Raw genomic sequence first — 19,944 nt, forward strand, 5'->3', positions numbered from 1 at the left:
AACTTCAAGGAGTCTTGACAGAGATGGCCGGTTCCGGTGAGATGCATGAAAACGTATCCACTATCGGGTGAACGCGGGGTTGGCCCGAAGCGCTAAGGACTGTCCATGGCATCCATCGTTCTCAGCAACGTCGACAAGATCTACGCCGGCGGCGTGAAAGCCGTGAACGGCCTCAACCTTGAGATCAGGGACGGCGAGTTCATGGTGCTGGTCGGTCCGTCCGGTTGCGGTAAGTCCACCGCCCTGCGGATGATCGCCGGCCTTGAGGACATCAGCGGCGGCGAGATCCTCATCGGCGAGAAGGTGGTCAACCACCTGCCGCCGAAGGACCGCGACATCGCCATGGTCTTCCAGAACTACGCGCTCTACCCGCACATGACCGTCGAGGAGAACCTCGCCTTCGGTCTGAAGCTCCGCAAGATGCCCAAGGCCGAGATCTCCAAGCGGGTCGGCGAGGCCGCCAAGATGCTCGGCCTGGAGCAGTACCTCAAGCGCAAGCCGGCCGCCCTGTCCGGTGGTCAGCGCCAGCGTGTCGCGATGGGCCGCGCCATCGTGCGTGAGCCGCAGGCCTTCCTCATGGACGAGCCGCTGTCCAACCTGGACGCCAAGCTCCGCGTCTCCATGCGCGCCTCGCTCAACACGATGCACGAGCGCCTCGGCGTGACCACCGTCTACGTCACGCACGACCAGGTCGAGGCCATGACCCTCGGCGACCGCGTCTGCGTCCTGCGCGACGGTCTGCTCCAGCAGGTGGACACCCCGCAGAACCTCTTCGACAGCCCCGTCAACCTGTTCGTCGCCGGCTTCATGGGCTCCCCGTCGATGAACTTCGTCAACGCCGAGCTGGTCCGCGGCGAGGGCGGCGCCGCCGTCGCGTTCGCCGGCTACAAGCTGCCGGTCCCGCAGTCGACCTTCGCCGAGAAGCCCGGCCTCGACCAGTACCTCGGCAAGAAGCTCATCCTGGGCATCCGCCCCTCCGACTTCGAGGACTCGGTCGCGGCCAACGGCCACGCCGGCGGCTGGGTCCGCCTGCCGGTCCGCGCCGAGGTCACCGAGGAACTGGGCTCCGAGATCAACGTCCTGTTCCTGATCGACGCCCCGCCGGTCCAGCACCAGGACACCGTCGCCGCGGCCGACGCCGGTGACGACGAGGACGCCACCCTCCCGCTGGTCGGCGACAAGTCGCTGTGGACCGCCCGCGTGAACTCCCGCAGCCACGTCCGTCCCGGCCAGAACATCGAGCTGGTCGTGGACACCCACAACCTGCACTTCTTCGACCCGGCCTCCGGTCTGTCGATCGGCCACGCCGGCGCTCGCGTCTGACCATCCCCGTAAGCCGACTGGGCCCGCGCCACGACCCCCTCCCGTGGCGCGGGCCCTTTCGCATGCTCGTGCCGTACGGCGGGGGTCTCAGCGGCGGCCGAGGCGGCCGGAGATCCGGCCGGCGACGCTGCTGGGGATCAGCCTGCCGACCGCGACGATGGCCTTGTAGCGCAGGTCCGGAACGCTCACCCACGTGCCCAGGGCCAGGTCGCGCATGGCCGCGTCGACCACGTCGCCGGCCGACAGCCACAGGAAGCCGGGGATGCCGGAGGTGTCCATCGAGGCGCGGTCGTGGAACTCGGTGCGCACGAACCCCGGGCACAGCGCCATGACCCGGACCCTGCTCCCGGCCAGCTCGGCGGCCGCGGACTCGCTGAAGTTGACCACCCACGCCTTGGACGCGCTGTAGGTGCCGCGGGTGAAGAACGCCGCCACCGAGGCGACGTTGATCACCGCACCCCGGTCGCGCTCCTTCATCCCCGGCAGGGCGGCCAGCGTCAGCCGCAGCACCGCCTCGCAGTGCAGCTTCAACATGCGCAGCTCGTCGGCGACGGGCACCTCCAGGAAGGCCCCGGGGTGGCCGAAGCCCGCGTTGTTGACCAGCAGGTCGATCCCCCCGCGCAGCCGCTCCTCGACGGCGGTCAGGCCGTCCTCGGCGGTCAGGTCGGCGGGGAGCACCTCGGCCTCCACCCCGTAGCGCAGGCGGAGCTCCTCGGCGGAGGAGCGCAGGCGCTTCTCGTCGCGGGCGACGAGGACGAGGGAGAAACCGTCGGCGGCCAGGCGGCGGGCGAACGCGGCACCGATGCCGGCGGTCGCGCCCGTGATCAGTGCGGAAGGCATGGCCAGCAGTCTAGGGGGTGTCCTGTGGATCTTCGCCCGGCGGCCGCAGCAGGCGAGAAGATTCACAGGACACCCCGAGGGGCCGGAACCTTCCCGGCGGCGGCCGGGTACAGGGATCATCGCAAGTACGGCCGACCGCAATGGAGGATGAGGACTGTGCCGATCTCTTACCGGACCGGGGCGGCGGGGGCGGCCCTGCTCTGCGCGGCGCTCTGTACGGCGCTGGCGGGCTGCTCGGCGGGTGAGCCCGTCGCGACGGCCGAGCCCGGCACGCCCGCGTCCCGGCCGGCCACGGGCGCCGCACCGGGCCCGGCCACGGAGACCCCGGCCACGGGGACCCCGGCGCCCGCCGGGACCGCCCGGCCGAGGTTCACCGAGATCGCCCGGCTGGACATGCCGGTGGCGATGGCCCTGCGCCCCGGCGACGACACGCTCTACGTCGCCGAGCAGAGCGGCCGGCTGCGGGCGATCACCGGCGGGGAGGTCGCCGAGGAGCCCGTCGTGGACCTGTCGGAGGAGATCAGCCGGGGCAACGAGCAGGGGCTCCTGGGGGTGGCGTTCCATCCGGAGGAGGACTTCCTCTACCTGAACTGGACCGACCGCGACGGGCACACCCACGTCACCGAGTGGGCCTTCGACGGGCGGAGGGCGACCGGGCGCAGGGACGTGCTCGTCCAGCGGCAGCCGTACGCCAACCACAACGGGGGGCAGCTCGCCTTCGGGCCGGACGGGCATCTCTACATCGCGCTGGGTGACGGCGGCAGCGGGGGAGACCCCCAGGGCAACGGGCAAGACCTGGGCACCTGGCTGGGGAAGATCCTCAGGATCGACCCGCGCGGCAGGCCGTACACCGTGCCGGAGGACAACCCGTTCGTGGGTGAGAAGGGCGCGAAACCTGAAATATGGTCCTACGGCCTGCGCAACCCCTGGCGCTTCACCTTCGACCGCCGGACCGGTGACATGTGGATCGGCGACGTCGGCCAGAACGCCTGGGAGGAGGTCGACTTCGAGCCCGCGGGCGAGGGCGGGCGCAACTACGGCTGGAACCTCAGGGAGGGCCGCCACCCGTTCCGGGGCGGCGCGAAGGGCGGGACGGTCGACCCGGTGATCGAGTACCCGCTGGGCGAGGGCGGCAACTGCTCGGTCATCGCCGGATACGTCTACCGGGGCACGAAGCTCCCCGGCCTGACCGGCCGGTTCCTCTACGGCGACTTCTGCGCGGGCTGGATCAAGTCGGCCCCCGCCGACCGGCCCGGCGAGGGGCGGGACGTGGGCAGGGTCGAGCAGCTGTCGTCCTTCGGCCAGGACCACGACGGCGAGCTCTACGCGCTCAGCCTGACCGGCCCCGTCTACCGCCTGGAGGCCGCCCCCTAGACACGCGCCGCCCCGCACGGCCGGCGACCCGGCCTCAGCGGCCGGCTCCGCGGTCCCGGCCGGACCGGGTGATCAGATCCTCGACCTGTCCGTTGAGCCGGGCCCCGCGCGGCCAGCCCGCGTAGTGGGTGAGGAAGAGGACGATCTCCCGGAGCTCGCCGGGGGTGAGCTCCGAGGTCCGCAGCGCGGCGTCGATCTGCACCTCCAGCGCGTCGTCCATGCCCTGGCCGACGAGCAGGCCGAGCAGGAGCAGCCTCCGGTCCCGCCCGGACAGCCCGTCGCGGGACCAGACCTCGGTGAACAGGTGCTCGACCGTCATCGAGAAGAAGTCGCCGCCGGGGCTCTCGCCGGCGCGGTCCCGGCCGGAGGCCCGCCTCGTGGTCTCCGGGTCGCGGGCCCGCCGTTCGGGGGCTGTGTCGTCCGAGTGCTGGTCCATGGGTCACTCCGGGTCCGTCGGCCGACCGGGTCGGGAGGGGGCCGCCCCCTCGCTCCATAGAAGATCACATGGGAGGGCCGCCGTTCACGCCGCGGTCCGCCGGAGCGTCACCGGGGCCTCCCGGCGATTCTCCCCGCCCGCTCCGGTCCGCTCCCGCCTTTCTCCGGCTCCCGGCCCGCTCCGGTCTTCTGCTGCGGGGATGTCCGTTCCTTGCCGGTAGTCCGCTTCCCGGGATGACGCGGCATCGTCACTTCACTGGATTTCCATAATTTTCTGTAACGAACGGGGTCAAGATAACGCCAAAATCTGGTGAAGATTTTCCAGATGATCATGATGCGTAGAGGGAGAGATGCCGAAAAGTGGGGCATAAGTTCCCCGTTGGCCCGTAAAGCGGAGGTCCAGCCCTGGTGAGAAGATCGAGGGCAATGTTCGCCGCGACGGCGGTGGCGCTCACCGCCGTCCTGACCGCTGGAACGGCCGGGTGCGGGAACCCGGAGTTCACCTACGTCAACCTCCACGACGGAGAGACCTACTTCAAGGTCCCGGCCTCCTGGCGCCAGGTCGACCAGAAGGCGCTGCAGGAGTTCTTCGAGCCGGGCGACCCCGCCTCGGCGATGGCCCAGATCCGCAAGGAACGCATGGCGCTGGCCGCCTACGACGCCCACGCCGAGCCGTCCGTCTCCCACTTCTACGGGCTCGGCACCCAGGACGAGCCGTTCGTCTTCGTCCGGACCACGGCCCTCTTCCCCACCGAGCGCGACGCGATCTCCCTGAACTCCATGCGCGACGCCTTCCTGCCCTTCACCGCCGACCGGCGCCGGCAGCTCGAACAGCTGCCGGGGTATCCGCTCAGCGCCTTCGAGCCGCTCATCGACGAGGTCGTCCACCCCGGCGACGGGGTGCGCGGGGTCCACGTGCGGTTCAACTACGCCATCCGGGGCGCCCGGACCCAGACCTTCGACGTTACCTCCTATCTGGCCGCGGACGGCCAGCGGGTCTCCACGATGATGATCCGCTGCTCGGCGGAGTGCTACCGCAAGCGCGCGCAGGAACTCGACAAGATCAGCAAGTCCTTCACCATCAAGCGCCCCATCGGGTGAGGAGAGCCCGCAGATGAAGCCATCCTCGTCGACCTCGCACGTCGAGGGCCTCCGTCCCCCCGGTACCGGACCGGCCGACCCGCACCCCCTGACCCGCAAGCGCATGCCCATGTGGGACCGGATCAAGTTCCTCCTCATCCTGACGATCATCTACTTCGTCCTGGTCTGGAACCAGCTGGCCTCCTTCGAGGGCATCATGAGCCTCCGGGACGCGATGATCGTCACCGCGGGGGAGGCCACCTGGATCTTCTGGCTGCTGGGCCTGGAGACCCTGCGGCAGATCCATTTCCTCGTCAGCGAGCGCTCGGCGGGATATCACGGCTTCTGGACGCGCAAGGTGTTCGGCGGGTTCGAGCGCTGGAGCCGCCGCCGGTTCTCCGACTGGAGCCGCTTCCGCGTCGCCCGCCTGCTCAAGTGGCTGTTCTGGATCGCGGTGCTCGCGCTGGTCCTCGGCCAGATCCTGGAGACCTCGCCCGCCCTGGCGCTGTTCCAGGCCCCGGCGCTGCTGTGGTCGGTGCTGCCGTACGCCGCGCAGCTGGCCTTCGCGTTCTTCTTCATCATCTTCCAGTTCGTCGGCCTGTTCTGGTTCCTGTCGCGCGGCGGCGTCGAGACCTACTTCCCCGACGACATCAAGACCCGCTTCACCGACGTCTGGGGCCAGGACCACGTGGTCGAGCGGGTCAAGGAGAACATCGTCTTCCTGGAGAAGCCGGACGCCATCGAGGAGCGCGGCGGCTACGTGCCCAGCGGCCTGCTGCTGTGGGGGCCGCCCGGCACCGGCAAGACGTTGATGGCCGAGGCGGTGGCGGGGGAGACCGGCAAACCGTACGTCTTCGTGGACCCCGGCGCGTTCGTCAACATGTTCATGGGCATCGGCATCCTGAAGGTGAAGTCGCTGTTCCGGAAGCTGCGCAAGCTCGCGCTGCGGTACGGGGGCGTCATCGTCTTCTTCGACGAGGCCGACTCCCTCGGCCGCCGCGGCGCGCTGGCGCAGCAGGGGCCCCGGGGCGGGCAGCCCGGGTTCGCCGGGCCGGGCGGCGCCGGGCGGACGGGGCACGCGGGTCACCTCGACCAGCTCGGCGGCTGCCACGGCTTCACCTACCTGTCGCAGGACGCGCGCTCGCTCCTCGCCGGGAAGGCGGGCAACGGCCGGCCCGACCCCACGCGCAACCGCTTCTTCATGGGCGGGAACATGGGCGGCGGCGGAGATCCCGGCACCCTGCAGGCGCTGCTCACCGAGCTGTCCGGCCTGAAGAAGCCGCGCGGCCTGGTCAACCGCTACGTGCGGCGGCTGTTCGGCATGCAGCCCAAGCCGCCGCCCAAGTACCGGATCCTGGTCATGATGGCCACCAACATGCCCAACGCGCTGGACGAGGCGCTGCTGCGGCCCGGCCGCATCGACCGCATCTACAAGGTGGGCTACCCGTCCAAGGCGGGCCGGGTGCGCACCTACCGCGGCTACTTCGACAAGGTCCGGCACGAGCTGACCGAGGAGCAGCTGGACAAACTGGCCACGATCACCCCCTACGCCACCGGAGCCACGATCAAGGACCTGGTGAACGAGTCGCTGATCACCGCGATCCGCGACGGCAGAGAGGTCATCACCTGGTCCGACGTGATGCACGCCAAGCGGCTCAAGCAGCTCGGCCCGCCCGAGGACGTGGAGTACATCGAGCGTGAGCGCCACGCGGTGGCCGTGCACGAGGCCTGTCACGCGGTGGCCGCCTACCGCACCCGCTTCCACCTGGAGATCGACGTCGCCACGATCGAGAAGGGCGCCGACTACCTCGGCATGGTGGCCAGCATCAAGCCCGAGGACCAGTTCACCCGCTGGAAGTCCGAGCACGAGGCCGACATCATGGTCTCCCTCGCCTCGCTGGCCGGGGAGCGGATGTTCTTCGCCGGCGACAACTCCTCCGGCGTCTCCGGCGACCTGTTCTCGGCCACGTACCTCACCGCGCTGATGGAGTCGCACTGGGGCATGGGCCGCGGCGTCACCTCCCTGCCCGCCCTGCAGGAACTGGAGATCTCGGGCGGCAAGTCGATGCCCGGCACCGGCGGCCACGGAACTCCCCCGCCGCGGGGCGGCAGGCAGGCGAGCGTGCCCGACGTGCTCGGCGAGCGGATCGAGTTCAACCTGGTGCGCCTGCTGAAGGAGACGGAGGAGCTGCTGGAGGAGCACCGGCGGGAGGTGCTCTGCCTGGCCCACGCGCTGGAGACGCACAAGACGCTGAACGGCGACGACGTGGTCGCGGTCCTGCAGCGGCGCCCGGGGCCGCTGATCGACGGGTCGATCTACGCCTCGGACGAGTTCTACGCCGAGATCGAGGCGTACCACCTGGAGGCCGCCCGGGCGCACCGGGAGCACAACCGCGTGGAGCGCGGGCTGCCCACTCCGGTGGCCGCGCTGCGGCTGGAACCCGCCGCGGTCGTCCAGGGCGCGGTGGTGACCGGCAACGGGCACGGCGCCCGGGAGACCCTCGACTCCGCCACGCTCGAACCGGCGACCCTCGACTCCTCCATGCTCGAACCGGCGGGGGAATCGGGACCGGACTTCGTCCCCTGGGAGAAGAAGAGGGGGGTCCCGCCGCCGTTCCCGGACGAGGGCACGGCCCGGCCGGTCCCCTTCGGCTTCGACGCCTCCCCGCCGCGGCGGGCTCCGCGGCGGGGCGTACGAGCCGCCCTGACGGTCGCCGCCAGCCTGACCGCGCTCGCCGCGTTCACACTCCTCGGCGTGTACGTGTTCACCGGAGCGCCGGTCGCGGCGGCCGGACCGGCGGGGACGATGCCCGAGCCCGGCCCCCTGCTGGGAGTGGTCATCGCCGTGGTGGCGGCCGTCGTCGTGGCGGGGATCGCCTACGCGGTGGTCCGGGGCGCCCAGGCGTCCCGGACCAGGGCCGAGACCCAGCGGGACCGCGCGGTGGAACGGGCCCAGCTCCTGGCCGCGGCGATGGACCCGGAAGTCGCCATGCGGCTGCTGGGGTACCGCGGCGCGGAGGGCGGCGAGGAGACCGGGAACGGCAGACCCTGAGGGATTGAGTCCTTTGAGGGAACGGGCCGCTCTGATTTTTGATAGAAAAGTTCACCGTGAGTGAGTGTGCCGTCTCGGACCGCGACCCCCAGTGGAGTTCGCCCGCCAGGAGTGAGGCCGGACATGGTAACCGGGCAGCAGATCGTTCCGCCCCGATCAACGGTGACCCTGCGAGGGGTGCCCGAGTCGGTCGCGGTGGCCCGGCGCCGTGCCAGGGAGCTGCTGGGTGAGGGCCACCCGGCCTCCGAGGACGTGATCCTGCTCGTCAGCGAGGTCGTCACCAACTCGGTGGTGCACTCCGGGTCGGCGGACGGCGGCAGGGTGGCGATGACCCTGGCGGTGGAGGCCGGGACGGTCACGGTGGAGGTGTGCGACGCCGGGTCTGCCGACTCCGCGCCGCGGGTGCGCTTCGCGCCGGACGAGGAGGGCGGCCGGGGGATGTTCCTGGTCGACCTGCTCGCCGCCCGCTGGGGCGTCAGGCAGGACGGCTCGTGCGGGCCGCGGACGGTCTGGTTCCAGATCGCCTTCTGAGGGGTACGGCCCGGCGGTCCGGGGATGGGGGGAGTCCGGGAGCTCGCGACTGCGGGCACTCCGGAGCGTGACGGCTCGGAGCTCCCCGTGCGGGCTGCGGGAAATTTGGGCCTTTCCCTACTCACCTGTTTACCTGACTCTCGGTTCAGGCGCGTGAAAACCCCCCGAGAACGCGCCTGAGGAGGACCCGGTGAGACACCGTCTGATCGTCGGAATCGCCGCCCTGGCGCTGTTATGTCTGGGCATGACCGGGGTGGACGCCTCGGCCGAGCCGCCGCCCAACGGCCAGTACACGGTCGAGGGCCCCAGCGACTCCCGGCAGCGCAGCGCGGTCGCGGCCACGGGTGCCGCGATCGACCAGGTGGACCCCGCCTCGATCGTGGTCACCGCCACGGAGGCCGAGGTCGCCGCCATCAAGAAGCTCGGCTACAAGGTCACGAGGATCGACAGATCGTTATCCCCCGACGCCCGCGCCCTCGACTTCCCGCCGGCCGACTCCGGCTACCACAACTACGCGGAGATGAACGCCGCGATCAACGCGCTGGTCGCGGCCCATCCGACCATCATGAGCCAGTCCAACTACGGCACGTCCTACGAGGGCAGGCAGCTCCGCCTGATCAAGATCAGCGACAACGTCGGGACCGACGAGAACGAGCCCGAGGTGCTGTTCACCCACCACCAGCACGCCCGCGAGCACCTGACGGTCGAGATGGCGCTCTACATCATGCGCCTGCTGACCGACAACTACGGCAGTGACAGCCGCATCACGAACCTGGTGAACAGCCGCGAGATCTGGATCATGCCGGACATGAACCCGGACGGCGGCGAGTACGACATCGCCACGGGCTCCTACCGCTCCTGGCGGAAGAACCGCCAGCCCAACGCGGGCTCGTCCGCCGTGGGCACCGACATGAACCGCAACTGGGCCTACAACTGGGGCTGCTGCGGCGGCTCCTCCGGGTCCGCCTCCAGTGACACCTACCGCGGCCCGTCGGCGGAGTCGGCGCCCGAGGTCCGGGCCGCCGCCAACTGGGTGCGCAGCCGGGTCGTCGGCGGCGTGCAGCAGATCAAGTCGCACATCGACTGGCACACCTACGGCGAGCTGATCCTGTGGCCGTACGGCTACACCTACAACGACACCGCTCCCGGGCTCACCCAGGACGACCGTGACGCCCATGCGACGCTGGGCCAGAACATGGCCTCCACCAACGGCTACACCCCGCAGCAGGCCAGCGACCTCTACATCACCGACGGCAGCATCGACGACTGGATGTGGGGGGCCCAAAAGATCTTCAGCTACACCTTCGAGATGTACCCGACCGGCTCGCCGGGCTTCTACCCGCCGGACGAGCAGATCGGCCCGCAGACCGCCCGCAACAGGGAGGCCGTGCTGCGCTTCCTGGAGTACTCGGACTGCGTCTACCGGATCATCGGCAAGGAGGCGCAGTACTGCGGGACCGGCACACCGCCGGTGACGGTCTACTCCGACGAGTTCGAGACGGCGACCGGCTGGACGGCCAACCCGAACGGCACCGACACCGCCACCCTCGGCCAGTGGGAGCGCGGCGACCCGGAGGCCACCACCTCCAGCGGCGCCAAGCAGCTCGGCACCACGGTCAGCGGGACCAACGACCTGGTCACCGGGCGGCTGGCGGGCGCCTCGGCGGGCGCCTACGACATCGACGGCGGCGTCACCAGCATCCAGTCACCGCCGATCGCCCTGCCGTCGAGCGGGACGCTGAGCCTGTCGCTGTCGTGGTACCTGGCGCACGGGTCGAACTCCTCCAGTGCCGACTACCTCCGTGTGCGGGTCGTCGGCGCCACCGCCTCGACGGTCCTCACGCAATCCGGCGCGGCGACCAACCGCAACGGCTCGTGGGCGACGGCCACGGCGAACATCTCCTCCTTCGCCGGGCAGACCGTCCGGATCGTGATCGAGGCGGCCGACGCCTCCGGTGCCTCGCTGGTCGAGGCCGGGGTCGACAACGTCAAGATCACCCAGCAGCCCTGAGCCGCTGAACGGTACGGCCGCCGCCCGGTCGCGGCGGCCGTACCGGCCCGCTCCGGAACCCGGCCCGGCGGCCGTGCCGTCACCTCACACGCGGCAGATCAGCTCGCCGTGGAGCAGGGACAACCAGCCGTCCGGGTCGGCGGCCCAGGCCCGCCATCCCCGGGAGATGCGGTGCAGGTCCTCCTCGGTGGCGGCGCCCGAGCCGAGGGCCTGGCGGGCCATGTCGGACTTCAGGATCCGCTCGGCCCACATGCCGCCCCACCACTGCCGGTCCTCGGGCGTCGCGAAACACCAGGTCGAGGAGGTCGCCGTGATGTCGGTGAAGCCCGCCGCGCGGGCCCAGGAGAGCAGTCGCCGCCCGGCGTCGGGCTCGCCGCCGTTGGCGCGGGCGACCTTCTGGTAGAGGGCCATCCACTCGTCCAGCTCGGGATGGGAGGGGAACCAGGTGAATGCGGCGTAGTCGCTGTCGCGCACCGCGACGATCCCGCCCGGCCGGCAGACCCGCCGCATCTCGCGCAGCGCCAGGACCGGGTCGCCCACGTGCTGCAGCACCTGGTGGGCGTGGACGACGTCGAAGGAGTCGTCGGGGAAGTCCAGCGCGTGCACGTCGGCCACGGCGAAGGCGATGTTGGCCGACCCGCGCCGGCCGGCCTCGGCGCGGGCCAGGCCGAGGGCCTCCTCGGTGACCTCGGCCGCGGTGACCGTCCCCGGGGCGACCCGGCCGGCCAGGTCGGCGGTGATGGTGCCGGGGCCGCAGCCCACGTCCAGCAGCGACATCCCGGGCTCCAGGTGCGGCAGGAGGTGGGCCGCCGAGTTCTCCGCGGTGCGCCAGCGGTGGGAGCGCAGAACGGACTCGTGGTGACCGTGGGTGTACACGGCCTTTTTCGCTGTCACGGCGTCTGGGGAAGCCACGGGGTCACTCCTCATGATCGGGTGGGCCCACCGTAACAGCTGTCTCATAAACTGAGAGATTTTGTCTTATTATATGAGAATTACTCAATCCATACGTTCCTGCGCTTGTTGTCGCGGCGAACGGCGCACAGACTCGAACCATCGTCGGTGTCACCGATGGAGGTGGTTCGCGTGCGCGAGGAGCTCAGCGTCCGCGAGACATGGCCGCTCGAGTGCCTGCACTGCGGGCACGAATGGCAGGAGGAATACACCGTCCGCCGCATGACCGACGGGCACGGCCACGACGTCGTGGTCTGGATGAGAGGAGAGGTGCCGGTCCAGCCGCCGTGGGCGGGGACGAACTGCCCCGGCTGCGACATGGACAGGGTGAGCGCCTTCCCCCAGGGGGAGTACGCGCGGCGGCGCGCGCCCGCATCGGCGGACTTCGACCGCCCGCCCGTGGAGCGGCTGTACTCGCCCGTCCCGCCCCGCCCGTCGATCCCGCTCTACTGATGATGTGACCCGTGCGGGGCCGCGCCGCAGCACGCGGATCCGCACGGGCCGGGCCGTCCCCTCGAAGGGGCCGTCCCACCGTGAACGTGCCGCGATCACGGTGGGGGGAACCCCGGGGAACGGCAAAGATCAGATCCGGTAGTCCAGATCGGGGACGATCTCGGCCACGTCCATCTGCGCCTTCTGCAGGCGGCCGGAGTAGTCCCAGTTCATCGCCTGCCAGCGGGTGAACTGGTCGAGCACCCACATCCCCGACTGGCGGCTGCCGTTGCCCGATCTGCCGTTCCCGCCGAACGGCAGGTGCGCCTCGGCCCCCGAGGTGGAGTTGTTGACGCTGACCATGCCCGCGCCGATGTCCGCCCGGAACCGGAAGGCGGCCTTCGGATCGGTGGTGTAGATCGAGGACGACAGGCCGTACCCCGGCAGGTTGGCCAGCCCGACGGCCTCCTCCAGGGTGCCGAACGAGGTCACGCCCACGATCGGCCCGAAGGTCTCCTCCATGAACAGCCGGTCCCCGGCGCGCACGCCGTCCACGACCACGGGGTGGTAGTACAGGCCGCCCGCGCCGTCGAAGCCCCCCCGGGGATTGTCCGCCGTGATCCGGCCGGTCGGACCGGACACGACCGTGTGATGGGACTCGATCCAGCCGAGGTACTCCTCGTAGCGCCCGGCGAACTTGTGGTCGAGCAGCGGCCCGCAGAGCACCTCGCCCGCGGGGTCGCCGATCGCCGCGTCGGCCACGGCGCGCGTGTACCGGGCGACGAACTCGTCGTGGACGCTCTCGTGCACGATCACGGTCCCCAGCGAGGTGCAGCGCTGCCCCGCCGTACCGAACCCGGCGAACAGCGCGCCCTCCACCGCCAGGTCCAGATCGGCGTCCGGCATGATCACCATCGGGTTCTTGCCGCCCAGCTCCAGGCACGGCGACTGCAGATGCCGCCCGCACAGCTCACCGATCCTCCGGCCGACCGCGCTGGAGCCGGTGAACCCGACCTTGTGCACCGTGCCCTCCTCCAGCGCCGCGTCCAGCCCGGCATAGGTCGCCTCGCCGTCGGCGAGGATCAGATTGAGCACGCCCTCGGGCAGCCCCGCCGCCGCGAACAGCCGGTAGAGCGCGTGCGCGGACGCCGCGGCGTACTCCGCGGGCTTCCACACCACCGCGTTGCCGCACAGCAGCGCCGGGACGAGATACCACGACGGCACCGCGACCGGGAAGTTCCCCGCCGTGATCACCGCGGCCACACCGACCGGGACCCGGAAGGTGAACAGGTTCTTGTCCGGCATCTCCGACGGGACGGTCTGCCCGTACAGCCGCCGCCCCTCGCCCAGGAAGAAGTCGCACGTGTCGACGATCTCGCGCACCTCGCCCAGGGCCTCGGCGTACGGCTTGCCGATCTCCCGCGTGACCAGCCGGGCCAGCGCCTCGGCGTTGGCCTCCACCAGCCTCCCGATCGAGGCGATCACCCGCCCGCGCACCGGCGCCGGGACCCGCGCCCACTCGCCCTGCGCGGCGGCGGCCGTACGGCAGGCGGAGGAGAACACGTCCGCGTCGGCCAGCCGCACCCGGGCGACGACCTCGTCCACGCGGGAGGGATTGATCGAATCGTAGGCCGCGCCGCCGGCCGCTTCCTTCCCGCCGACGACGGAGCCGATCTCGAGGGTCATCGTTGACCTCCTCTGCGTAGGGGCTGTAACCGCATTCTCTCCACCCGCCCGGGAACCGTCACATCCGCTCGCGCCGCTCGTTCCTCGTAGGGTGCGGGTATGCCTCACAACATCTGCGCCCTCGTCGTGGCCGGACGGGTCGACGCCGAGCGGGCCCGTTCGGTGGGACTGCACGCCGAACTCGCGCACGGCGATCTCACCGTGTTCCCGATCGATCACTTCTTCTCCGCCTACTGGGCCGCGGTGCGGGGCGACAGGGCGTCGCTCGACGTGCCGCGCCGCTGCTTCACCGGCGTATTCCCGAGACAGGCGGTACTGCGCGACCTCGTCCGCGAGGTGACGGGAACGGACGAGCCGCGGTTCGCGATCATTCAGACGGAGTACCACGCCGGTATGGGCGACCAGTGGGCCGTGGCGTTCGCCGGTGAGAGGCGGCTGACGAGTGACAGGGCATTGATCAACGAGGCGCTCGCCGCGCTCGGGGTACGGGCGTCCGCTTCGGCGGACGAGTTCGACGTGATCGGCCTCGGTACGTTCCGGAGCAACCCGGACCACCTCGACCGCTACGTCGATCTGTGCGACGAACTCGGCGTCTGACGGCCCGTGCCCGACGCCGCGCGCCGGAGGCTGCCCAGGATCCACGGCGGGCACCCCGGATCCGCCTCCGCCTCGGCGACGGTGAGCCAGACGAACCCGGCCACCTCCTCCGGCGAGGCGGCGACGGGCTGGGCTCCGGGCGGCATGGGCCCCCGGAACACGACATTGACCACCGGATCGCCGTCGTCGGTCACGAAGAACGAGCTCTCCACGTAGGTGAGTCCGCTCCCGGCCAGATCGACGCCGATCTCCTCCGCGACCTCCCGGCGGGCGGTCTCCTCCAGTACGCCGGTCCCGGCTCCGGGGGCTTCGACCTTGCCGCCGACGCCGCTGAGCAGGCCGGGGGCGTGCTCCTCCCGCTCGCCCCGCTCGATGAGCAGCCAGCGGCCGTCCCGTTCCAGGAAGACCTCGACGTTGACGACGAAGGCCGGCCTTCCGGCCCTGGTAACACAGGCGGATGGGTCGTACGCGGTTCCCGTCATGATCGTTGACCCTACGCGATCATCCCTTCCCGTCCCACTGCCGACCTCGGATAGCATGAACTGTCAACTAAGTTGACATGGCCTGGACGCTGATCGGCGGGCCCGCCGAGGGGAGACGACATGACGCAGGAATCCAAGCCGTTGACCGCGAACAGCTCGATCGGCGAGTGGCTGGACCGCCCCGGGGGAGGCCCGCTCATCCGCGAGATGCTCGCGCAGGGAGGCTTCGACGAGCAGGTGCTCGCACCCGTGCGGCAGCTCCCGTTGCAGCAGATGGTCGTCCTCAGCCGGGGCGCGCTCTCGCAGGAGGTCGTGGACGATCTGGTGCGGCGTGCGAACGGCGGGGTCATCCCGGTCGAGCAGGACGGCGCCACCGCCGGATGGCGTGAGCGCATCGTGCCCGGCCGCTTCGACGGTCAGGTCGTCGTCGTCACCGGGGCGGCCTCCGGCATCGGCCGCGCCACCGCCTCCCGGGTCGCCCGCGAAGGGGGACGCGTCATCGCCGTGGACATCGCCGCCGACCGGCTGGACGGTCTCGCCGCCGAGGTGCCGGACGCCAAGGTGATCACCGTCGCGGCCGACCTCACCAAGACCGACGACATCGCCCGGATCGTCGCCGCGGCCGGGCCGCGCATCGACGGCCTGGCCAACGTCGCGGGCATCGTCGACGACTTCACGCCCATCCACGAGGTCTCCGACGCGGTCTGGGAGCGGGTCTTCGCCGTCAACGTCGACGGGCTGTTCCGGCTCACCCGCGCCGTCGTCCCGGCGATGCTGGAGGCCGGTCGCGGTTCGATCGTCAACGTCGCCTCCGAGGCGGCGCTGCGCGGTTCCACCGCCGGGGTGGCCTACACCGCCTCCAAGCACGCCGTCGTGGGGATCACGCGCAGCTCGGCGTTCATGTACGGCCCGCACGGCATCCGCGTCAACGCCGTCGCGCCCGGCGGTGTGGCCACGGGGATGGGGAGCGGGGGCGTCATGTCCGAATTCGGCAAGAGCCGTACAGGGGGCGTCCTGGCCCTCATCCCGCCGATCGCCACCGCCGAGCAACTGGCCGCGTCGATCACCTTCCTGCTCAGTGACGACGGCGTCAACGTCTCCGGAGCGGTTCTGCCGTCGGACGGCGGCTGGTCGGTGCAGTAGGGCCGGCGGACCGGGGCCGCATGATCACCTATCCTGGCGTCATGCCACGTCCCCGCTCCGGTTCCGGTACGCGTGAGGCCATCCATGCCGCCGCGACCCGGCTGTTCCGGGAGCAGGGGTACGCGCGCACCACCGTGCGTGAGATCGCGGCGGAGGCCGGTGCGGACCCGGCTCTGGTGATCCGGCATTTCCGCAGCAAAGAGCTGCTGTTCCTGGAGACGATGCACCTGACGCTGGACGACGAGCCGCTGCTGGCGGTACCGCTGGAGCAGCTCGGGGAGAGGTTCGTCGAGGTCCTCCTCGACCAGGAGGATCTCTCACGCGGGGTCTTCCTGGCCCTGCTGCGCGGCAGCAACGAACCGCAGATCGCCGAGCGCCTCAGGGCCAGCCACGAGACCGTCTTCGTCGAGCCGCTGCGCGCCCGCCTGTCCGGACCCGACGCCGATGTGCGGGCCCGCCTGGCGGGCGCGCTGGTGGGCGGGCTGCTGTACGCGCTGTGGGCGGTCGGGGACGAGCGTCTGCTCGCGGCCGGCCGCGAGGAACTGGTGTCCCGGTACGGCCCGCTGCTCCAGCAGCTGCTGACGCCGGCCTCGGACCGCTGAACGGCCCTATCCGGAGGCGGGCGGGGCGGCGACCGAGGAGCGGACGATCAGGCGGGAGCGGAGCGTGTGCGTCTCGCGGCGGGGTTCGCCGCCCTCGACCGCGTCGAGGAGCACCGCGGCCGCCGTGGCGCCGAGCTCGTGCACGGGTTGCTCGATCATCGTCAGCGGCGGTTCCATGACCGCCGCCCACGAGCTGTCGTCGAAACCGATCAGGGCGACGTCGCGCGGGCATGACAGGCCCGCCGCCCGCAGCGCGCGCAGGGCCCCGGTCACCCCGTCGGTCTCGGTGCAGAACACCGCGGTGATGCGGTCGGGCAGGGAGAGCATGCGGGTGACCTCCTCGGTGGCCCGCTCCTCGGTCTTGCGCCCGACCATCACCAGCTCGGGGTCGAAGGGGATGCGCGCGTCGTCGAGCGCGTCGAGGTAGCCGCGCAGGCGCTCCCCGTCGGTCCACAGGTTCCGGGACGCCTCCGCCAACAGCCCGCGCCGCGTCGTGGGCGCCTGCGCCACCGGTGGTCCCCACACGAACCCGATGCGGCGGTGCCCGGCCGCGATGAGCGTCTCGACCGCCTCCCGGGCCGCGTCGCGGTTGTCGATGACGACCGTGTCGAGGTCGAGCGAGGCGATCGCGCGGTCGACGAGGACGACGGGGATGCCCCGGTCCATCGCCGCCCCGATGTGCGCGACCTCGCGGCGGTCGACCGCGGCCGAGGCGATGATGACGCCGTCGACGCGCTTGTCGATGAGCACGTTCGTCGCCGCGATCTCCTCGTCGAGGTTCTCGTACGTGCTCAGCACGATCGTGTCGAAACCCCGCGCCCGGGAGGCGTCGCAGATCCCGCGCACCACACCGGCGAAGAAGGGGTTGCCGATGTCGGCGACGATCACTCCCAGGGTGTGGCTCACCCCGGTCGACATGCTGCGCGCGAGCGCGTTGGCCCGGTAGCCGAGCTTCTCGGCCGCGGCGAGCACCCTCTCCCGCAGCTCCGGGCTGACGTATCCGTACCCGCCGAGCGTGCGGGCCGCGGTCGCGCGGCCGACGCCGGCCTCGGCGGCCACTTCGGAGATCGTCGGCCGTCCCGCCGCCTGGCTCCGGTCAGCTGGCATGGATCGCGTCCCTCATTTCTCGGGTTCGGAAGGCTCGCCACATGCTAAGGGCTGGCCCGCTGAGGCTTCCGGCCTACCGGGGCGATCCGGACGGCGCCTCGCAGGGGCGGCCGCGGCCGAAGGCGCCCTCGACGAAGCACTGCCGGTAGGCCGACGCGGCCCCCTCGTGCAGGGCGCGTTCGACCATCGGGGCCCGCGGCGGGGCGCTCGCGGACCAGCCGTCGCGCAGCAGCGAGACCGCGAATCCGGCGAGGAAGGCGTCGCCGCACCCCATCGTGTCGACGATCTCCTCCGGGTCCTCCACCCGGCGTGCCGGGACCGTCAGGGCGGTGCGGCCGTCCCAGGTGACGGCTCCGTGCACGCCGCGGGTGGCGAGCGCCAGGCGCGCGCCCCGCCGTACGGTCTCGGCCAGCAGGGCGCGCGTGGCGGTCTCGTCCAGGTGGGAGCACGACAGCAGCACCAGGTCGGCGTGCGGGCAGACGCGGTCCAGGTAGGAGGGGGTACGGAACTCCTCCTCGCTGGAGAGGTCGAAGCTGACCAGCGTGCCGAGCCCGGCCAGCTTCGGCAGCTCGTCCTCGCTGCGGGAGTACACGCTCGAGTGCACCAGGTCGAAGGACGAGGCGTACTCCAGGAGCCCGGCGTCGAGCGTGAGCGGTTCCCGCACCGTGACCCCGCCGCCGTTCCAGCCGAGGAAGACGCGGTCGCCGTCGTCGACCCGGAGCAGGGAGAGACCGGTCTCACCCGCGCGCACGACGCAGCGGCCGGTGGCGACCCCTTCGGCGGCGATCGCCTCGCCCAGGAACCGGCCGAGGTCGTCGTCGCCGAAGACTCCCAGGTAGGCGGCTTCGAGACCGAGGCGGCGGGCGTATACGGCGACGTTCACGCTGTTGCCGCCCGGATAGTCGACGCCGCGGTCGACGAATCGGTCGACGATGTTGTCGCCGAAGCCGAGGACTCTCATGGGTTCTCCTGTGGGCGGGCTCCCGCGCCGCGGAGCGGGAGCCCGGACGGGCGCGGCCGTCCGCCGGGACGGGTGCGGGGCGCGGGAGCCGGTGGGACGGGGAGGTGTCAGTAGTCCATGACGCGGTAGTAGCGGCGCAGGTCGAGCGAGTGGTCGCGGACCCGCTCCAGGTGCTTGCTGACCCGGCCGAGCACGGTGTCGAGCACCAGCGGGGCGATCAGGCCGCGGAACTCGGGGCTGATCCCCTCCAGCGGGTAGTCGCGGGTGTCGAAGACGGTGACGTCCTTGGAGATGCGCCGGGCGAAGGACTCGACGCGGTCGGTGAGCGCGCGCGTCTCGTCCTCGCCCTGGAAGATGACGACGCTTGTGTCCTCCTCGATCAGCTCCAGGGAGCCGTGGAAGAACTCGGCGCTGTGCACGCGGGTGGTGCGCAGCCACTGCATCTCCTCGAGGATGCACATGGAGTACAGGTAGGTGAAGCCCCACAGGTTCCCGCCGCCGACCAGGAAGTGGTAGTCGGTGTCCTTGTGCGCCTCGGCGAAGGCCGCGGCGACCGGGTCGGCCTGCCTGGCCACGTCGAGGAGGATCCGTGGGAGGCCGGCGAGCTCGCCGGCGAGCTTGTCGTAGCCGTCGAACTCGCCGCGCCGTGCCAGCAGCCGCCCCATGAACAGCAGCATCTGCGCGTCGAAGGGCCAGGCCTTGGGCTCGGAGATGAGCGCGACGTCGACCTTCTGGGCGACGGGCGAGTCGGGGTAGCCGGTGAGGCCGATGGTGCGGGCGCCCCTGGAGCGGCAGTACTCGATCGCGCGGACGCTGTCGTCGGTGGTGCCGGAGACCGAGGGGAAGATCACAACGGAGCGCTCGCCGAGGGACGCGTCGCCGGAGGCGATGAGTTCCGCGGCGATCGCGGCGCGCACCGGGAGGGTCGAGGAGCGCCGGGCCAGGTGCTCGTACGGCCACATCTGGGCGTAGGTGCCCCCGGCGCCGACGAGGAAGAGGTTGTCGAACCCCTCGTCCACGAGCCGATCGACCAGTTCCTCGATCTGCGGGCGCAGCGCCACGGTGCTGGTCATCTGCTGGAGGAATTCCGGCTCGTTGAATCGGAGCATCTTGCGTCCTTTCGGGATTGCTTGCGGCCGGTGCCGCTCCGCGGCCTGATACCGGTATCACGCGGAGGTCACGCTGGCACAGGTGAACGGGCCCCGTCAACACCGTCTTTCGTCAATAGACTCCTCCTATCTGAGCTGATGTGGCACGGAGAAGTGAGTGCGGCAGCACTTATTCATTAAAAGATCTTGAACTTAGACCTGGTACCGGTATCAGAAGGTCTGTACAGT

Annotated in this window: 18 protein-coding genes; 10 read left to right on the forward strand and 8 right to left on the reverse strand. The window is 70.9% G+C overall.

Going from position 1 to position 19,944, the window contains the following annotated elements; translation table 11 throughout:
* Positions 1–105: 105 nt before the first annotated feature.
* Complete coding sequence (locus tag IEZ08_RS24945; protein ID WP_068924568.1) at positions 106–1,323, forward strand: ABC transporter ATP-binding protein; 1,218 nt, start codon at positions 106–108, stop codon at positions 1,321–1,323.
* A gap of 87 nt (positions 1,324–1,410) precedes the next feature.
* On the opposite strand, the gene IEZ08_RS24950 is transcribed toward IEZ08_RS24945, so the two are convergent.
* On the reverse strand, positions 1,411–2,163 hold the full coding sequence (locus IEZ08_RS24950) for an SDR family NAD(P)-dependent oxidoreductase (protein WP_068924566.1): 753 nt from the start codon (positions 2,161–2,163) through the stop codon (positions 1,411–1,413).
* A gap of 156 nt (positions 2,164–2,319) precedes the next feature.
* Between IEZ08_RS24950 and IEZ08_RS24955 the strand changes: the two genes are divergently transcribed.
* A complete protein-coding gene (locus tag IEZ08_RS24955) occupies positions 2,320–3,537 on the forward strand; it encodes a PQQ-dependent sugar dehydrogenase (protein WP_189243092.1) in 1,218 nt (405 codons plus the stop codon).
* A gap of 34 nt (positions 3,538–3,571) precedes the next feature.
* Here IEZ08_RS24955 and IEZ08_RS24960 read toward each other — a convergent pair whose 3' ends face one another.
* Positions 3,572–3,973: a carboxymuconolactone decarboxylase family protein gene (locus IEZ08_RS24960; protein WP_189243093.1), complete on the reverse strand. Its 402-nt coding sequence runs from the start codon at positions 3,971–3,973 to the stop codon at positions 3,572–3,574.
* 425 nt (positions 3,974–4,398) lie between these two features.
* Here IEZ08_RS24960 and IEZ08_RS24965 point away from each other — a divergent pair, with 425 nt between their 5' ends.
* From IEZ08_RS24965 to IEZ08_RS24980, 4 genes are all read left to right on the forward strand, one after another.
* Positions 4,399–5,073, forward strand: coding sequence for a hypothetical protein (locus tag IEZ08_RS24965; protein ID WP_189243094.1), 675 nt, complete (start codon positions 4,399–4,401; stop codon positions 5,071–5,073).
* Positions 5,074–5,086: 13 nt separating this feature from the next.
* Positions 5,087–8,104, forward strand: coding sequence for an AAA family ATPase (locus tag IEZ08_RS24970; protein WP_068924558.1), 3,018 nt, complete (start codon positions 5,087–5,089; stop codon positions 8,102–8,104).
* A gap of 177 nt (positions 8,105–8,281) precedes the next feature.
* Positions 8,282–8,635: an ATP-binding protein gene (locus tag IEZ08_RS24975; protein ID WP_176728553.1), complete on the forward strand. Its 354-nt coding sequence runs from the start codon at positions 8,282–8,284 to the stop codon at positions 8,633–8,635.
* A gap of 190 nt (positions 8,636–8,825) precedes the next feature.
* A complete protein-coding gene (locus IEZ08_RS24980) occupies positions 8,826–10,646 on the forward strand; it encodes a M14 family metallopeptidase (RefSeq protein ID WP_068924553.1) in 1,821 nt (606 codons plus the stop codon).
* An 84-nt stretch (positions 10,647–10,730) separates the two neighbouring features.
* Here IEZ08_RS24980 and IEZ08_RS24985 read toward each other — a convergent pair whose 3' ends face one another.
* Positions 10,731–11,558 carry a class I SAM-dependent methyltransferase gene (locus IEZ08_RS24985; protein WP_229803477.1) on the reverse strand — a complete coding sequence of 276 codons (828 nt, stop codon included), beginning with the start codon at positions 11,556–11,558 and terminating at the stop codon, positions 10,731–10,733.
* Positions 11,559–11,714: 156 nt separating this feature from the next.
* Here IEZ08_RS24985 and IEZ08_RS24990 point away from each other — a divergent pair, with 156 nt between their 5' ends.
* Positions 11,715–12,050 carry a hypothetical protein gene (locus tag IEZ08_RS24990; RefSeq protein ID WP_141704132.1) on the forward strand — a complete coding sequence of 112 codons (336 nt, stop codon included), beginning with the start codon at positions 11,715–11,717 and terminating at the stop codon, positions 12,048–12,050.
* A gap of 129 nt (positions 12,051–12,179) precedes the next feature.
* Here IEZ08_RS24990 and IEZ08_RS24995 read toward each other — a convergent pair whose 3' ends face one another.
* On the reverse strand, positions 12,180–13,715 hold the full coding sequence (locus IEZ08_RS24995) for an aldehyde dehydrogenase family protein (RefSeq protein WP_189243095.1): 1,536 nt from the start codon (positions 13,713–13,715) through the stop codon (positions 12,180–12,182).
* A gap of 99 nt (positions 13,716–13,814) precedes the next feature.
* On the opposite strand from IEZ08_RS24995, the gene IEZ08_RS25000 reads away from it, so the two are divergent.
* The gene (locus IEZ08_RS25000; protein WP_068924544.1) at positions 13,815–14,312 is read left to right on the forward strand and encodes a hypothetical protein; all 498 of its coding nucleotides are present in this window, start codon (positions 13,815–13,817) and stop codon (positions 14,310–14,312) included.
* On the opposite strand, the gene IEZ08_RS25005 is transcribed toward IEZ08_RS25000, so the two are convergent.
* The gene (locus tag IEZ08_RS25005) at positions 14,279–14,794 is read right to left on the reverse strand and encodes an NUDIX hydrolase (RefSeq protein WP_068924542.1); all 516 of its coding nucleotides are present in this window, start codon (positions 14,792–14,794) and stop codon (positions 14,279–14,281) included. The two genes, IEZ08_RS25000 and IEZ08_RS25005, sit on opposite strands and share 34 nt — an antisense overlap.
* Positions 14,795–14,914: 120 nt before the next feature.
* Between IEZ08_RS25005 and IEZ08_RS25010 the strand changes: the two genes are divergently transcribed.
* Positions 14,915–15,937 (forward strand): SDR family NAD(P)-dependent oxidoreductase, encoded by a 1,023-nt coding sequence (locus IEZ08_RS25010; protein ID WP_189243096.1) that lies wholly within the window; start codon positions 14,915–14,917, stop codon positions 15,935–15,937.
* A gap of 41 nt (positions 15,938–15,978) precedes the next feature.
* A complete protein-coding gene (locus IEZ08_RS25015; RefSeq protein WP_084780360.1) occupies positions 15,979–16,539 on the forward strand; it encodes a TetR/AcrR family transcriptional regulator in 561 nt (186 codons plus the stop codon).
* 6 nt (positions 16,540–16,545) lie between these two features.
* Here IEZ08_RS25015 and IEZ08_RS25020 read toward each other — a convergent pair whose 3' ends face one another.
* From IEZ08_RS25020 to IEZ08_RS25030, 3 genes are all read right to left on the reverse strand, one after another.
* Positions 16,546–17,646 carry a LacI family DNA-binding transcriptional regulator gene (locus tag IEZ08_RS25020; RefSeq protein ID WP_068924536.1) on the reverse strand — a complete coding sequence of 367 codons (1,101 nt, stop codon included), beginning with the start codon at positions 17,644–17,646 and terminating at the stop codon, positions 16,546–16,548.
* 73 nt (positions 17,647–17,719) lie between these two features.
* Positions 17,720–18,607, reverse strand: coding sequence for a PfkB family carbohydrate kinase (locus tag IEZ08_RS25025; RefSeq protein ID WP_068924534.1), 888 nt, complete (start codon positions 18,605–18,607; stop codon positions 17,720–17,722).
* A gap of 107 nt (positions 18,608–18,714) precedes the next feature.
* Entirely contained in the window at positions 18,715–19,716 is a 1,002-nt protein-coding gene (locus IEZ08_RS25030) for an SIS domain-containing protein (protein WP_068924532.1), read from the reverse strand.
* Positions 19,717–19,944 lie beyond the last annotated feature (228 nt).

It is taken from the genome of Planobispora rosea (assembly GCF_014648175.1).
In the GTDB taxonomy this organism is placed as follows: Bacteria; Actinomycetota; Actinomycetes; order Streptosporangiales; family Streptosporangiaceae; genus Planobispora; species Planobispora rosea.